Annotated in this window: 12 protein-coding genes; 7 read left to right on the forward strand and 5 right to left on the reverse strand. The window is 70.1% G+C overall.

Annotation, left to right across the window (positions count from 1 at the left end):
* Nucleotides 1-152 precede the first annotated feature (152 nt).
* From EUA98_RS00730 to EUA98_RS00755, 6 genes are all read left to right on the forward strand, one after another.
* A complete protein-coding gene (locus tag EUA98_RS00730; RefSeq protein ID WP_130100737.1) occupies nucleotides 153-1,079 on the forward strand; it encodes a helix-turn-helix transcriptional regulator in 927 nt (308 codons plus the stop codon).
* 64 nt (nucleotides 1,080-1,143) lie between these two features.
* On the forward strand, nucleotides 1,144-2,331 hold the full coding sequence (locus EUA98_RS00735) for a sensor histidine kinase (protein WP_130100738.1): 1,188 nt from the start codon (nucleotides 1,144-1,146) through the stop codon (nucleotides 2,329-2,331).
* Between the two features lies 1 nt (nucleotide 2,332).
* Nucleotides 2,333-2,995, forward strand: a complete 663-nt coding sequence (locus tag EUA98_RS00740; RefSeq protein WP_165372669.1) for a response regulator — start codon at nucleotides 2,333-2,335, stop codon at nucleotides 2,993-2,995.
* Between the two features lie 155 nt (nucleotides 2,996-3,150).
* Complete coding sequence (locus EUA98_RS00745; protein ID WP_130100740.1) at nucleotides 3,151-3,885, forward strand: electron transfer flavoprotein subunit alpha; 735 nt, start codon at nucleotides 3,151-3,153, stop codon at nucleotides 3,883-3,885.
* Nucleotides 3,886-3,937: 52 nt separating this feature from the next.
* Nucleotides 3,938-4,861, forward strand: coding sequence for an electron transfer flavoprotein subunit alpha/FixB family protein (locus tag EUA98_RS00750; protein WP_130100741.1), 924 nt, complete (start codon nucleotides 3,938-3,940; stop codon nucleotides 4,859-4,861).
* A 41-nt stretch (nucleotides 4,862-4,902) separates the two neighbouring features.
* The gene (locus EUA98_RS00755; RefSeq protein WP_207218915.1) at nucleotides 4,903-6,375 is read left to right on the forward strand and encodes an FAD-dependent oxidoreductase; all 1,473 of its coding nucleotides are present in this window, start codon (nucleotides 4,903-4,905) and stop codon (nucleotides 6,373-6,375) included.
* Nucleotides 6,376-6,457: 82 nt separating this feature from the next.
* On the opposite strand, the gene EUA98_RS00760 is transcribed toward EUA98_RS00755, so the two are convergent.
* The 5 genes from EUA98_RS00760 to EUA98_RS00780 form a co-directional block, all read right to left on the reverse strand.
* Entirely contained in the window at nucleotides 6,458-7,189 is a 732-nt protein-coding gene (locus EUA98_RS00760) for an SDR family oxidoreductase (protein WP_130100742.1), read from the reverse strand.
* A gap of 74 nt (nucleotides 7,190-7,263) precedes the next feature.
* Complete coding sequence (locus tag EUA98_RS00765; protein WP_130100743.1) at nucleotides 7,264-9,225, reverse strand: glycoside hydrolase family 127 protein; 1,962 nt, start codon at nucleotides 9,223-9,225, stop codon at nucleotides 7,264-7,266.
* A gap of 65 nt (nucleotides 9,226-9,290) precedes the next feature.
* Entirely contained in the window at nucleotides 9,291-10,106 is an 816-nt protein-coding gene (locus tag EUA98_RS00770; RefSeq protein WP_130100744.1) for a carbohydrate ABC transporter permease, read from the reverse strand.
* Complete coding sequence (locus EUA98_RS00775; RefSeq protein WP_130100745.1) at nucleotides 10,103-11,047, reverse strand: carbohydrate ABC transporter permease; 945 nt, start codon at nucleotides 11,045-11,047, stop codon at nucleotides 10,103-10,105. Before EUA98_RS00775 ends, EUA98_RS00770 begins: the two co-directional genes overlap by 4 nt.
* A 73-nt stretch (nucleotides 11,048-11,120) precedes the next feature.
* A complete protein-coding gene (locus EUA98_RS00780) occupies nucleotides 11,121-12,437 on the reverse strand; it encodes a sugar ABC transporter substrate-binding protein (protein ID WP_130100746.1) in 1,317 nt (438 codons plus the stop codon).
* Nucleotides 12,438-12,764: 327 nt separating this feature from the next.
* Between EUA98_RS00780 and EUA98_RS00785 the strand changes: the two genes are divergently transcribed.
* Nucleotides 12,765-13,745 (forward strand): LacI family DNA-binding transcriptional regulator, encoded by a 981-nt coding sequence (locus EUA98_RS00785; RefSeq protein WP_350339470.1) that lies wholly within the window; start codon nucleotides 12,765-12,767, stop codon nucleotides 13,743-13,745.
* Nucleotides 13,746-14,089: the final 344 nt, after the last annotated feature.

Genomic DNA, 14,089 nt, shown 5'->3' on the forward strand with positions numbered 1-14,089 from the left:
AGCACAGGAAGCTCCAGATGAGGGATCGGTGCGGTCCGCAGACCGCCGTGCGAGACGAGTCAACAGCGGTCGCACTCGACGGGAAACGCCCTGATGGAGCGTGTACTGACAGTGCATCGCTCAGGCGCGCGACGCCCCGTAGCGTGGTCGCCATGGACAACCGGGACGAGGTCAGGGACTTCCTGGTCACGCGACGGTCGAGGCTGACACCCGAGCGGACGGGGCTGATCGCCGGATCGAACCGGCGCGTGCCCGGGCTGCGCCGCGGCGAGGTCGCGACCCTCGCCGACATCAGCGTCGAGTACTACGCCAAGCTCGAACGCGGCAACCTCGCCGGTGTCTCCGAGTCCGTCCTGCACTCCGTCGCCCGCGCCCTCCAGCTCGACAACGCCGAGGTGGCACACCTGCTCGACCTGTGGAGCGCCGCAAACGCCTCGCCGACCCGGCGCACGCGCCGCAACCCGCGCAAGACCGACGTGCGCCCCGGGCTGCAGCAGACCCTCGACGCGATCATCAACAGCCCCGCCATCGTCCGCAACGGCCGCATGGACCTCATCGCCACGAACGCGCTCGGACGTGCGCTCTACTCCGACGCCTACCTCGACCCGCAGCGACCGCCGAACTTCGCCCGGTACACCTTTCTCGACCGCGAACGATCCGAGCAGTTTTACCCCGACTGGGACGGCGCCGCAGACGTCGCCGTCGCGATCATGCGCACCGAAGCGGGCCGCGACCCCCATGACCGCGATCTCCACGACCTCGTCGGCGAGCTCTCCACCCGCAGCGCCGACTTCCGGCAGCGCTGGGCCAAGCACGATGTCCGGCTGCATTCCGCCGGCGCGAAGAGCTTCCGTCACCCCGTCGTCGGCGACCTCGATCTCACGTACGAAGCGCTCGACCTGTCCGCCGACCTCGGCCTCAACCTCACCATCTACACGGCCACGGCCGGATCGCCCTCAGACGACGCGCTCCGCCTCCTGGCGAGCTGGGCCGCCACGCAGGAAGAGTTCGCGACGGAGGCCGCGGTGGGCCGCCCCGGCCGCCGCCACGACGCGGACGCTCATCCTGAGGGCGCCTGACCTCGCCGCGGTCCCGGCGGGCACGGCCCACGTGCGGCCAGACTCGGCCACCTACGATTGGCAGATGGCACCGGACTGCTCCTACCTCGCGGAGCTCGTGCGGATAAACGACACCTTGATCTGGTCGCACGACCGCGCGGACTCGTATCTTCGGGCAGTACGAATCATCAAAGACGTGATCGGCGCCAGGCTCGCGCCGTCGTTCCTGCTCGACGACACCGGGACCCGTCTCGACCTGGTCACCGATGACGAGCAGCGGGCGATCCTGGGCGACGAGTTCGCGACGATGCCGGCATCCGAACACGTCCGGGCACCGTGGATCAATCCCGGGGAGTGGCCGGTCTCGGCTGCTGACCATCTTGACCACGAGGGCTGGGCGGTGCTCCCCCCCAACTTCAAGAAGTGGTTCGGCTCGTCGGGTGTCGTGGTGTCCATCCACGCCGACGGCAAGCACCTCGGAGCGGTCGTCCTGAGCTTCGACGGTGAGTTCGTCCTCACGCAGACGAAGAAGGAGTTCCTGGCGGCCGCCGGTCGAATCCTCGGCAATGCGCTGTACCGCTGGCAGGTGGGCGCGCGCGAACGCGAGCTGGGTGCCCTCGAGGAGCGCCGCCGGCTCAGCGATGAGCTCCATGTCGACCTGTCGCAACAGGTCGCCACCCTCGGCCTGCACGTGGGCGCGATGAAGCTCGACCTCGCCGAGGCGAACGTCGACCGCCTGGCCGAGGACGTCCGGCGGCTCGACGACACCGTGACCGCGCTCAAGCGGAGCCTGCGGCACCAGATGCTCGGACTCCGCTCGGACTGCGAGCTGATCAGCGGATCCTTCGTCGAGCGGGTTCGTCGCCAGGTCGACGACTTCGAGCGCCAGCTGGCCATCCCGGTCGAGCTCGACTGCCCGCGGCCGGGCGATGCCGACAAGGTTCCCCTGGCGGTGGCAGCCCAGCTCGTCCGAGTGCTTCAAGAGGCGCTCTCCAACGCGAACATGCACTCCCGTGCATCGGGCGTCACCGTGCGCCTGCTGCCGGCACATACGCGCATCCGCCTGGAGATCCAGGACAACGGCTGCGGGTTCGACCCCGACAGCGTCCCCGACTCCCGGCTCGGCCTGCGCATCATGCTCGAGCGCATGCAGCAGATCGACGGATCGTTGTCCATCGAGCCCGGGCCGCTCGGCGGCACGCTCCTGGTCGCCGAGGCGCCCCTGAACGTGGCCGGACGCACCGCGGCGATTCCCGCACGTGAGGGGTCCTGACGTGGAGACCGCCAGCACGACCGTCCTCGTCGTCGACGACCACGCCCTTTTCCGCGACGGGCTGGCCGCGCTGATCAGCAGGTGGAGCGACTTCCACGTCGTGGGGAGCGCGGCGGACGGCGCCGAAGCCATCGAGTCGGCGCGCCGACTGCAGCCGCAGCTGATCCTCATGGATGTCCGGATGGCAGGCATGGGAGGGGTCGCCGCGACCCGCACCATCACCTTCGAGAACCCGCAGGTCCGGGTCGTCATGCTCACGATGTCGAGCCTGGGCGAGGACGTGTTCGAGGCCCTGCGCAACGGCGCTCACGGCTATCTGAGCAAAGACGAGCCGGCCGACCGCCTGCACGACTACCTGGTCGCCGTGATGCGCGGCGAGGCCGCACTGTCGAGCACCATCGCCGCCAAGGTGCTGGCCGAGTTCGGGAACCAGAACGACGCACGAAGCGCCGCCGGACCGCTCCGGGTCGAGCAGTTGACCCACCGCGAGCGAGACGTGCTGCGACTGCTCGTGGACGGCCTCTCCAATGACGAGATCGCCCAGGATCTCCACCTCAGCGAAGCAACGGTGAAGAAGCACCTCGGCCGGGTCATGACCAAGCTGCACATGAAGAACCGGGTGCAGGTGGCCGTGTACAGCGTCCGCGAGGGCCTCTTCGACTGAAGGCTCGGGTATCCGAAGGTCTACCGCGGTGTATCCAGAAGGTGCTGTCGGTAGGTACCAGACCCTCACAAGACTGTTCGTAGAGCCACAGCGGCGTGAATGCCGGCCCGTGAACGGGCGTGGGCACGAACGGCAAGAGGGGCCTCGACGACCAGATGAAGACAGTGATCGCGTACAAGTGGGCGCGGGACGGCGAGCGCGCCGCCGTGCGGGAAGACGGCTCCGTCGACTGGCGCAACGCGAAGATGACCGCAGGCGAGGACGATCCCGCGGCGCTCTCGGCGGCCAAGGCCATCGCCGCCGCGACCGGAGGCGCCCTCGTTGGGCTGACCATCGGTGACGGGGACGCCAGCTGGGCGCTCGCCCGTGGGGTCGAACAGTCCGTGTCGGTCACCGATGCGCCGACCCTCACCGACAACGCCCAGACGGCGGCGGTCCTGGCCGCCGCGGTCCGCGCGATCGGCAACGTCGACGTCATCGTCATCGGCGACTCCGAGCAGCACCCCGGAGTGCCCGTCACGCTCGCCGGCCTGCTGGGCTGGCCTGCCGTGGTCGGCATCGACTCCGCCACCGCGCGGGACGGGCGGCTCGAGATCGTCCGCAAGGTCGGCGACGACCACCAGGTCCTGTCGCTGGCCACCCCGGCGGTCCTGGGCGTCGCGGCCCTGTCCGCCGAGGAGTCGGCACCGGGGATGAAGGAGCTTCTCGCGGCCCGCAAGCGCCCCCTCACCAAGATGACGCTGGCGGACCTCGGGATCACCGTGGCCGACGCGGTCTCGAACCGGGGCTCCCACCTCCCCGCGACGAAACCGGTGCGCGTGTTCGACGGGGACCCGACCCTCGCGGCCGAACAGCTGGTCGGAGCCCTCCGCGCGGACGGCGCCTTGTGAACACCCCCGACGGCGCGTCGAGCCAGGTCAGCACCATGGAAGGCAGGTCCCTATGAGCATGGACACGTGGGTTCTCGTGACCGACGCCCGGCACGTGGGGGCCATGCTCGCGGCCGCTCGAGGCCTCGGCACGCCGGTCACCGCGGCGGTGGTGGGCTCCCGCGCGCTGGCGGAGCTGGTTGCGGCCGCCGGCCCCGACACGGTGGTCTGGGTGGAGCAAGACGCTCAGATTCCCGTGGAGGCCTATGCGGCCCGACTCGCAGCAGCAGTCGTCCTGGCAGCACCGCGGGTCCTGATCTCCAGCACGGCACCTGCCGCCCGCGTGCTCCTCGGCGCGGCCGCCGCCCGACGCGGCTCGGTCGTGCTGCCGGCCGTGGTCGACCTCGCGGCCGACGGCGACCATCTCGTCGTGCAGCGTTCCGCCGTCGGCGGCGCGGTCATTGAGACGCTCGAGACCTCGTCCCCGGTCGCGATCGTCTTCACGGGCGAGGACGTCGAGGCGCCAGTGGGGTCACCGGCAGCCATCGAGACCATCCCGGCCGATCTCCCCGCCTCCGACCTGTGCCTCATCCGGACCGAACCGGCCGGCGGGGACTCGTCGGGCGTGCGTGCTGCCGCCCGGGTCGTCTCGGTGGGTCGGGGGGTGAAGTCGAAGGCCGACCTCCCGCTCATCGAGGAGCTCGCCGCAGCGCTGGGCGCCGAGATCGGCTGCTCCATGCCCGTGGCGGACGACCTGGGCTGGATCAGCAAGGACCGGTACGTCGGCCGGTCCGGGCAGCACATCGCACCCCGGTTGTACGTGGCCCTCGGCATCTCGGGGGCACCGCAGCACATGGAGGGCATCCGCGACGCGAAGGTCGTCGTCGCGGTCAACAGCGACAAGGACGCGCCGATCTTCCGCACCGCCGACTTCGGCATCGTCGGTGACCTCTACGAGGTCGTCCCCGCCCTCGTCGCCGCTCTGGGCACCACGTGACACAGCCGTCACGCCGACAGGAACGAACAGGAGAAGCAGAAATGACCGAAGCACTGACCGAGGAGTTCGACGTCGAGTACGACCTCGTGGTGGTCGGGGGCGGTGGGTCGGGCATGTCCTGCGCCGTCCAGGCCGGCCACAACGGGCTGACGGTGGCGGTGCTGGAGAAGATGCCCACCCTGGGCGGCAGCTCGTCGTTCGCCGAGGGGCACGCCGCTTTCGAGTCCGATGAGCAGGAGAAGCGCGGCATCCACGTCTCCAAGGACGAGGCCTTCCAGGGCTACATCGACTACAGCCACTGGCGGGCCGACGCGTCCGTGGTGTCGCGGTTCGTCGAGAACGCGAACAAGACCATCGTCAAGATGCGCAACGAGGGCGCGGTCTACGAGGAGGTCATCACCACGGCACCCGACCAGCCCGACGAGCTCGTCACCTGGCACATCCCGAAGGGCGAGGTGGCGCACGTCATCGACCTGCTCGAGGCGAGCGCCCGCTCCATGGGCGTCGAGATCTTCCTGCAGACGTCGGCCAAGCAGATGCTGATGAAGGACGGCAAGATCGTCGGAGTCGTCGCCGAGGACGCCGACGGACAGCCCGTGCGGATCGGCGCCAAGGCGGTCGTCGTCGGCACCGGCGGCTACGCGTCCAACCCGGAGATGCTGAACAAGTTCACCAAGTTCGGCTGCGGCGACCAGATCATCAACATCGGCAATCCCGGCAACACCGGCGACGGCCTGAACATGATGTTCGACGTCGGCGCACAGCCCTTCGAGTCCATCGGGACCACGCTGCTCATGCCGTTGATGCGGGGCAAGACCGTCACCTCCCACACGAACACCGCGGGATTCCAGCCCTACCTCTGGGTCAACCGCGACGGCCGGCGGTGCACCAACGAGATCTGCGGGCTGAACTTCGGCAACGCCGGTGACGTCGTCGCCGGGCTGCCGGGCTCGTTCTACTGGTCGGTCATCGACCAGGCCCAGATCGACCACCTGGTCGACGACGGCTGCGAGGTGGGCCTGGGCATCTACGTGCGCACCGGCGAGAAGCTCGTGAACCTTCCGACCGAGCTCGAGTCCGACGTCGAGGCCGGGCTGTCCGCCTTCAAGGGCGACACGATCGAGGACCTCGCGACGGCGATCGGCGTCGACCCCGCGGTGCTCGCAGCGGAGATCGCCGAGTACAACACCCTGTGCCACGCGGGCAAGGACACGAAGTTCCACAAGGCGAAGTACCTCCTGGCCGTCGAGAAGGGCCCGTTCTACGCCATCAAGATGGAGCCGGGAATCATGGTCACCATGGGCGGCATCAAGATCAACGACAACATGCAGGTCATCGGCGCCGACGGCAAGCCGATCGAGGGCTTGTACTCCGTGGGCTGCGACGCCGGCGGGCTGTTCGGCGAGTCCTACATCCTGACCATCCCCGGCTCGGCCAACGGTTTCGCTCTCACCTCCGGGTGGCTCGCTGCCGACCACGCCACCGCGGCGATCCGCCAGAACGTGGACGCCTAGGGAGTCGGTCGCGGTCGCAGAAGAGCGGCGACCTCGAGAGTCGAAGACGCGCCGGAGGCGAGGGAAGCCTCCGGCGCGCGCTCTAGCTCCCCTGACCCATGCTCCACATGGTCCAGATGGACGTTCGCATGGTGCGCGGCTGGCTCAGGGTCGTCACGATCGCCGCGGCGACGTCCTCAGGGCGGAGCCAGTCAGCAGACCGGGGGTCGGCCTCGGTGCGCCCCGCGCCGACGGCGAACTCCGTCGCGGTGGCGGCGGGGCAGATGAGGGTCACCCGGACGCCGCTCTCCCGGAGCTCGCGGTCGAGTGCCCCGGCGAGCCCGACCTGAGCGTGCTTCGTCCCGGCGTACACCGCTTCGTCGGCGCCGCCGCGGAACCCCGCGACCGACGAGATGATGACGATGTCTCCCCCGCCGGCCGCGAGCATCGGCGGCAGCGCCGCCCGGACGGTCCAGACGGTGCCGGCGTAGTTGGTGTCCATCATCGTGGCGAGCTGCTCGTCGCTCTGGTCGAGGATCCCGCCGTACATGCCGATGCCCGCGCCGGGGATGACGGAGTCGAGGCGACCCCAGCGGTCGACGGCGGCGGCGACCAGTCGCGCATTGTCCGCGGGTGAGCGGACGTCCATCGTGACGCCGACGGCGTTGTCCGCGCCCAGCTCGTGGACGAGCTCGTCGAGCCGGTCGGTGCGCCGCCCGCCCAGCGCCACCCGGGCGCCCTCCTTGACCAGCAGCCGGGCGGTCTCCCGGCCGATCCCGGCGGTGGCCCCGGTGAGGGCGACGACGGTTCCGGCCAGATCGCGGGTGGACGACATGTGGGCTCCTGAGGGTGGTGCGGCGACCTTCGCCGCGGGGCGAACGGATGGGCGGTGGTCGAGCTCGAGGCCGGTCAGTCGGCCACGGGGATCCACACCCGCATGGTCGACGGGCCGCGGTTGGCCCACCGGTGGTAGGGCACGAGCGGGACGAGCCCGTGGTCGACGACGTCGCGGCCGTCGGGCTGGACGGTGTCCTGGGGCGCGCTCTGGTACGGCCAGGAACCGTCCCGCGGCTCGCGCGTCGCGGCGGGGACGTGCACGACGCCGTCGTGCTCGACCGGCGGGCCGGCGGTCCGGGTGTGCACGGTGTTGACGGTGGCGCCGAGGTCGGTGGACTCCAGGCACAGCACGATCGGGCCGCGTTCGACGGCGACCTGCCCGCGGAGCGCGTCGATCCGCGGGTCCGGCAGGGTCCACCGCGGCGCGACGGGCAGGTGCAGCAGCACGACGTCGCCGACCGCGAAGGCCTGGGTGACCATCGCGTAGCCGGGTTCCACGGTCCGGGTGATCCCGCCCACGGTCAGCTCGGCGCCCGCGGCCCAGGCCGGCACCCGGAGGGTGAGGGTCCAGGGCGCCTCGGGGCTGCGGAGCACCGTGACCTGCACGCTCCCGTGGTCCGGGTAGGCCGTCGCCACCCGCAGGGCGACCTCACCCCGGGCGCCGATCCGGGTCGCGATGGTGGAGCCCGCGTACTGGTGGATCTGGACGCCGTCGTCGTCGGCCGTGGCGAGGTAGGCCGCGAGGGAGGCGACCGTGCGGGTCACGTTCGTCGGGCAGCACGAGACCTCGAACCAGGGTGCCCGCAGGCTGGAGGAGGCCCGGGCGCTGGCGACGTCGGCCCGCGGGACGCTGCCGGGGCTGCGTTGGTGCAGGGTGTTGGTGTAGTAGAACGCGTTGCCGTCGCGGGCCGGGGAGGTGGCGACCACGTTGTACAGGGTGCGTTCGACGGCGTCCGCGTGCAGCGGGTCGCCGGTGGCCAGGAGCAGCCGGTGGTTGAGCATGACCGAGGCGACGCCGGCGCAGGTCTCGGAGTAGGCCCGGTCCGGCGGCAGCTCGAAGTCCTGCCCGAAGGACTCCCCCTCGTGGTGCGCGCCCATGCCGCCGGTGAGGTAGGTCCGTCGGGCCAGGGTGGTGGCGGTCTGGCGGGTGATCGTGGCGAGCAGCTCGCCGTCGTGGTCCTCGACGGCGAGGTCGGCGGCGGCGGCGGCGAGGTAGAGGGCACGGACGGCATGCCCGGCCATGACGGTGGTCTGGCGGACGGGCTGGTCGTCCTGGAAGTACTCCGGGCCGAACTCGATGTCGCCGAGCACGCCGTGCCCACGGCGCTCGATGAACAGGCGCGCCTGGTCGAGGTAGCGGTGCTCGCCGGTGAGCCGGTACAGCTCGACGAGGGCGACCTCGATCTCGGGGTGCCCGCAGACGCCCTGGTGGGCGTCGGCGCCGAAGGTGGCGCACACGTGGTCGGCGGCCCGCACGGCGATCCGCACGAGCTCGTCGTCGCCGTGGGTGCGCGCCCGTGCGACCCCCGCCTGGATGAGGTGGCCGAAGCAGTACAGCTCGTGCCCCCACTGCAGGTCGCTGTAACGGGGGGCCTGGCCGGGGCGGCCGAACCGGGTGTTGAGGTAGCCGTCGGGCTCCTGTGCGGCCGCGACCCGGGCGACCAGGGACCGCAGCCGGGCGTCGAGCCCCTGGTCGCCGGTGCGCCCCACCTCCCAGGACATCGCCTCGAGCAGCTTGTAGATCTCCGAGTCGGAGAACTCGCGGCCGCGCCGGTCCTGGGGCAGTCGTCCCTCGAGGGCGGCGTCGAAGTTGCCGCTCCACCCCATGGTCTCGATCCAGGCCTCGCAGTGCGCCAGCATCGTGGTGGCGTTGAGGGCCTGCAGGTCGGCCCAGAAGCCGTCGTCGATGCTCACCTCGCCGAGGCCGAGCGGGCGCCAGTGACCGGTCGACGGGGCGACGGGCCGGCCGCGATCGGTGCGGTCGGCGGGGATCAGAAGTCCCGGTCGGGACTCGGCATGGACGGTGGCAGGCATGGGGATCTCCTGATCAGTGCGGTGCACGGGATGCGGGCGCAACGGGTTCGGGGTGAGCGGTGGACTCACTTGACCGCGCCGACGGTGAGGCCGTCACGCAGCAGGCGGTACGTCCCGGTGAAGACGATGAGGATCGGGATGGACGTCAGGACGGCGAGCGCCATGAGGCCGGGCCAGTTGATGCCAAAGGCGGAGACCTGTTGGGCGAGCAGGGCGCTCAGCGGGTAGCTGCCGGGGGCGAGGAAGAAGTTCACCGCGTACAGGAACTCCCCCCACGAGAGCAGGAAGACCAGGGTCCCGACGGTGAACACCCCGTTGCGGGCCACCGGCAGGACGATCGAGAAGAACGCCCGCAGGATCGAGGCGCCGTCGATCGACGCGGCCTCCTCGAGCTGGGGCGGCACGGCGCGGAAGAACGGGCGCAGCAGCAGCGTCGCGAACGGGATGAGCAGCGCGGTGTCGGCGATGATGACGCCCAGCGTGGAGTCGAGCAGCTTCCAGTTCCCGAAGATCTGGAACATGGGGATGACCGTGGCGGTCTGCGGCATCATCTGCAGCACGATGAGCAGGCTCAGGCCGATCGTGCTGATGCGGCCGGTGGTGCGGGCCAGGCCGTAGGCGGCCGGGACCGCCACGAGCAGGGTGAGCGCGGTGGTGCCGGTGGAGATGAGCAGGGACTGGCGCAGCGCGGTCAGCAGTGCGCCGTCGAACGCCTCGACGTAGGCCGTGGTGACGGGGCGGAACGCGAAGGACGACTGCAATCCGAAGACGTCGGCCGAGCTCTTGAACGAGGTGAGCACGATCCACAGGATCGGGACCCCGTACATGAGGGTCAGCAGCGCCTTGATGGCGGTGGTGGCGGGACCCGCGGTCTGCTTCACGACTCCGACTCCTCTCGGCGGATGCTTCGGGCGTACACGGCGGCCAGGACCAGGACACCGATGACAGCCACGACGGACGTGGCCGAGCCGAGCCCGAAGTCATAGCGGACGAAGGCCTGGAGGTAGCCCAGGAACGGCAGGGTGTTGGTGGCCGTGCCCGGGCCGCCGTAGGTCATCACGTAGATGAAGTCGAAGCTGCGGAAGCCGTAGACGATCGTCAGGACGAGGAGCACGAGCGTGGTCGGCCGGACCGACGGGAGCATGATGTGGCGGATCTCCTGCCACTTGCTGGCGCCGTCGAGGGCGGCCGCCTCGAAGGTCTCGGGCGAGATGTTCATCAGCGCGGCGCGGAAGACCAGGGCGTTGAACGGGATCACGACGAACGCGTTGACGAACGCCACGGACATCAGGGCCCAGTACTGGTCGTAGAGGAACGGCAGCGGCGTGTCCCGCAGCCCGCTGGTGAGCAGGAGCGTGTTGAACAGCCCCGAGTCTCCGAGCAGGAACTTCCACACGCTGCCGTTCACGACGGGTGGCAGCGCCCACACGAAGACCATGAGGGCGAGCAGGAAGCCGGACCACCGGCCCGTGGTGCGCAGCGCGATGGCCGCGGCGAGCCCGCCGACCATGCCCAAGATCGTCACCACGAGGACGAAGACTCCCGTGCGGTAGAGCGCTTCGGTGCTCTGCCCCGAGGAGAACCCGGCGGTGAAGTTGTCGAGCCCGACGAAGTCCCACGTCCCGTTCAGGGTCGCCGCGGTCACCTTGCTCACGCTCATCCGCAGGAGCTGGACGAGCGGGAAGAAGCTGAACAGGCCGAGGAACACCACGGCCGGCACGAGGAAGAGCAGCCGGACCTGGGGTGGTCGGCGTCGGGCCCGGCGCGACCGGGGTACGGGGGCGGTGTGCGGGGCGGCCGCCGGCGCCAGCTGTGCTGTCATGTCGAGGATCTTTCTCGTCGAAGTGACTTCTGGCGCCGGCGGACGCCGAGGCGCGCCGAGTGCCGGGCTGAGGTCAGCCCAGCAGCTTCTGCAGCGCCGCCATGGCGGTCGCGGCGGCGTCGGCCGGTGAGCTCTGACCGCTCAGGGCGGCGCTCCAGGCCTGGCCGACGGTGAGCTGGACGTCGGCGACCGCCTCGGGCGGGATGACGGCGGCCGGGTAGTTGGCGCCGAACTGCGCGATGGACTCCGCGAACGGCTTGAGCAGCGCGTCGCTGCCGACGGCGTCGTTCTGGGCCGAGTCGAGCCGGGACGGGATGGAGCCGACCAGGGTGACCGGCAGGATCTGGCCGTCCTTGTCGAAGTACGTCTCGCTCAGGTACTCCCACGCCAGCTCGGGGTTCTCGCTGAACGCTCCGATGCCTTCACCCTCGCCGCCGAGGTAGACCTGACCGTCGTCTCCGAGCGGGAGCGGCGCCACGCCGTAGGCGAACTTGGCATCGGACTTGGCGGTGCCCATCTGCCAGTTGCCGTTCTCGGCGAACGCGACCTTGCCGGCCGCGAACTGCTGGAACGGGACCGTCTGGTCCCAGGTCACCGCCTCCTGCGAGAGCCAACCGTTCTCGACCCAGCTGCGCGCGCGGGTCAGCGCGGTCTCGAGCGACTTGGCGTCGGGATCGGTGTAGTCGAACCCGGCGGCCGACAGCCACGGGTAGGCCTGCCACTCGCCCTGCGACTGCGGCAGCCCGCTGAGCGTGATGCCCCCGTAGCCCGCGTCCTTGGCGGCGGCCATCGCCGCCTCGAGCTCGTCGAGCGTCGTGGGCGGCTGGACCCCGATCTCCTCGAGGATGTCGGCGTTGTACCAGAGGCCCAGCAGGTTCACGTAGCCCTGGACCGCGTAGGTCTTGCCATCGATCTTGTGGATCACCGAGTCGGGGAACTGCGCGGCGTCGGCGAAGGCGGCCCACTGGTCGTCGATCGGGGCAAGGGCGCCACCGAGGGCGAGCGTGGCGGCCTCGGCACCGTTGAACACGACGACGTCGGGACCGGTCTCCGCGCCGGCCGCCGAGATGAGCTTCGAGTTGAGCTGGTCGTACGGGACGAAGACGTTCTCGACCGTGACGTCCGCGTGGGTGGACTCGAACTTCGCCGCGAACTCGTCCATGAGCTTGACCTGGTTCGCGTCACTGAAGTAGTGCCAGACGGTGAGGGTGCCGCTGTCACCGCCGCTGGCGCTCGCGTCGCCGGCGGCGTTCTCGCTGTCCGAGCCGCCCGAACAGGCGGCCAGGGCGAGGACGCCGGCCATGGCGACAGCCGTCAGCGCGAGCGGCCGAACACGACGAGTGCGGGGACCGGCGTGCTGCCGCATGCCCCGGATGCTGGTGATTCTCAACAGGACTCCTCAGGTGGGTTCTCTGGCGACGGACCGGATGGGCTCGGCGTCGTCGCCGTGCTTCGATCCTCGTTGATGGAAAAGGCAACCGCTGCCGTGCCGTGCTGGTCGCTCTGGCGGGCGTGTGCGACGGTGGCATCAGCCGTGATGCCGCCGTCGTACCGAAACCCGCCGAAACCGTTTTCAGGACGCTAGCACCGTATGGATACTTCGGTCAACAGCACTACGATGTGCCAACGGTTTCGTAATCTTGCTGTGACCTGAGGGAGCTCCATGAGTGGGATCGAGAGCGCCAATGCACGGCCCAGAGCCGCGACTCTCCGGGATGTGGCCACGCTGGCGGGGGTGTCGGTCGCCACCGCATCCAAGGCGCTCAACGGACGCGCGAACGTCCACCCCGACACCCGTCGCCGGGTCACCGAGGCGGCCGAGCGCATCTCCTTCACCCCGAACACCCTCGCGCAGGCGATCCTCGCCGGGCAGACCGGCACCGTCGGCCTGCTGACGAACGACCTCGAGGGGCGGTTCAGCCTGCCGATCCTCATGGGCGCCGAAGACGCGTTCGGGGCCGGGAAGATGTCGGTCTTCCTGTGCGACGCGCGCGATGACGCCATCCGCGAGCAGCACCACATCCGGGCCCTCCTCGGGCGCCGGGTCGATGGCCTGATCGTCGTGGGCAGCAACACGGACCCCCGCGCCACGCTCGGTCTCGACCTTCCGGTGCCGACCGTCTACGCCTACGCACCCTCCACCGATGAGCAGGACTGCTCGGTCGTCCCGGACAACGTCCATGCCGGGACCCTCGCGATCGAACACCTGGTGGCCACCGGCAAACGCAGGATCGGGCACATCTCCGGTGACGTCCGCTACGCGGCAGCTCGCGACCGCGCGACCGGCGCGCTCGCCGCCCTGGAGGCCGCCGGACTTGAGCTGGCCGGCGACCGGGTCCGGTTCGGGGACTGGACCGAGGCGTGGGGCCGCGCCGCGACGCACTCCCTCCTGGACCAGGTCTCAGACCTCGACGCGATCTTGTGCGGAAGCGACCTGATCGCCCGCGGGACGCTCGACGTCCTGCGAGACCGCGGGATCGACGTCCCCGCTCGGGTCTCCGTGATGGGCTTCGACAACTGGGAGATCCTGACCTCGGGGGCCCGCCCGCCCCTGACGAGCATCGACATGAACTTCGAGACGCTCGGACGGCGCGCCGCGCAGCGTGTCTTCGATGCGCTCGACGGCAAGTCGACGGTGGGCGTCGAGCTGATGCCGTGTCGGCTCGTCGTGCGGGGATCAACTGCGCAGGGTGCGTAGCCTCGCGCATTCGTGGCACGGGGTGACGCCGTGACGTCATTGCGAAAGGCACACCTGCACTGGGCCAACCTGGATTGGTGGGGTTCGAGCCGAACCAGGACCCGCCGGATCGATGCCGACGGCATCCTTGCCGCCCATCGCCGTCTCGGCGCAGACGTGCGCGACGGACAGGACGCCGGCGTGTGGCGCATGGTCCAAAGATCGAGGCTTCCTCGACACCATGGCCGACCAGGCTCGCCAGGTGGCGCGGATGGCTCGGGAAAGCTCCTAGTGGCGTGTCACATAAGTTTCTGATGTGTTCGCTATGCTCTGGGACATGCCGAATCGGGTGAGAGTGTTGGCGG

Origin of the sequence: Pengzhenrongella frigida, from assembly GCF_004168625.1 — a bacterium.
In the GTDB taxonomy this organism is placed as follows: domain Bacteria; phylum Actinomycetota; class Actinomycetes; order Actinomycetales; family Cellulomonadaceae; genus Pengzhenrongella; species Pengzhenrongella frigida.

Excerpts from the sequence above, each read along its gene's own strand:
- EUA98_RS00735 (WP_130100738.1), top strand. The coding sequence starts at position 1,144 with ATGGCACCGGACTGCTCCTACCTCGCGGAGCTCGTGCGGATAAACGAC.
- EUA98_RS00775 (WP_130100745.1), bottom strand. The coding sequence starts at position 11,047 with ATGACAGCACAGCTGGCGCCGGCGGCCGCCCCGCACACCGCCCCCGTA.
- EUA98_RS00755 (WP_207218915.1), top strand. The coding sequence starts at position 4,903 with ATGACCGAAGCACTGACCGAGGAGTTCGACGTCGAGTACGACCTCGTG.
- EUA98_RS00750 (WP_130100741.1), top strand. The coding sequence starts at position 3,938 with ATGAGCATGGACACGTGGGTTCTCGTGACCGACGCCCGGCACGTGGGG.
- EUA98_RS00745 (WP_130100740.1), top strand. The coding sequence starts at position 3,151 with ATGAAGACAGTGATCGCGTACAAGTGGGCGCGGGACGGCGAGCGCGCC.
- EUA98_RS00765 (WP_130100743.1), bottom strand. The coding sequence starts at position 9,225 with ATGCCTGCCACCGTCCATGCCGAGTCCCGACCGGGACTTCTGATCCCC.
- EUA98_RS00760 (WP_130100742.1), bottom strand. The coding sequence starts at position 7,189 with ATGTCGTCCACCCGCGATCTGGCCGGAACCGTCGTCGCCCTCACCGGG.
- EUA98_RS00730 (WP_130100737.1), top strand. The coding sequence starts at position 153 with ATGGACAACCGGGACGAGGTCAGGGACTTCCTGGTCACGCGACGGTCG.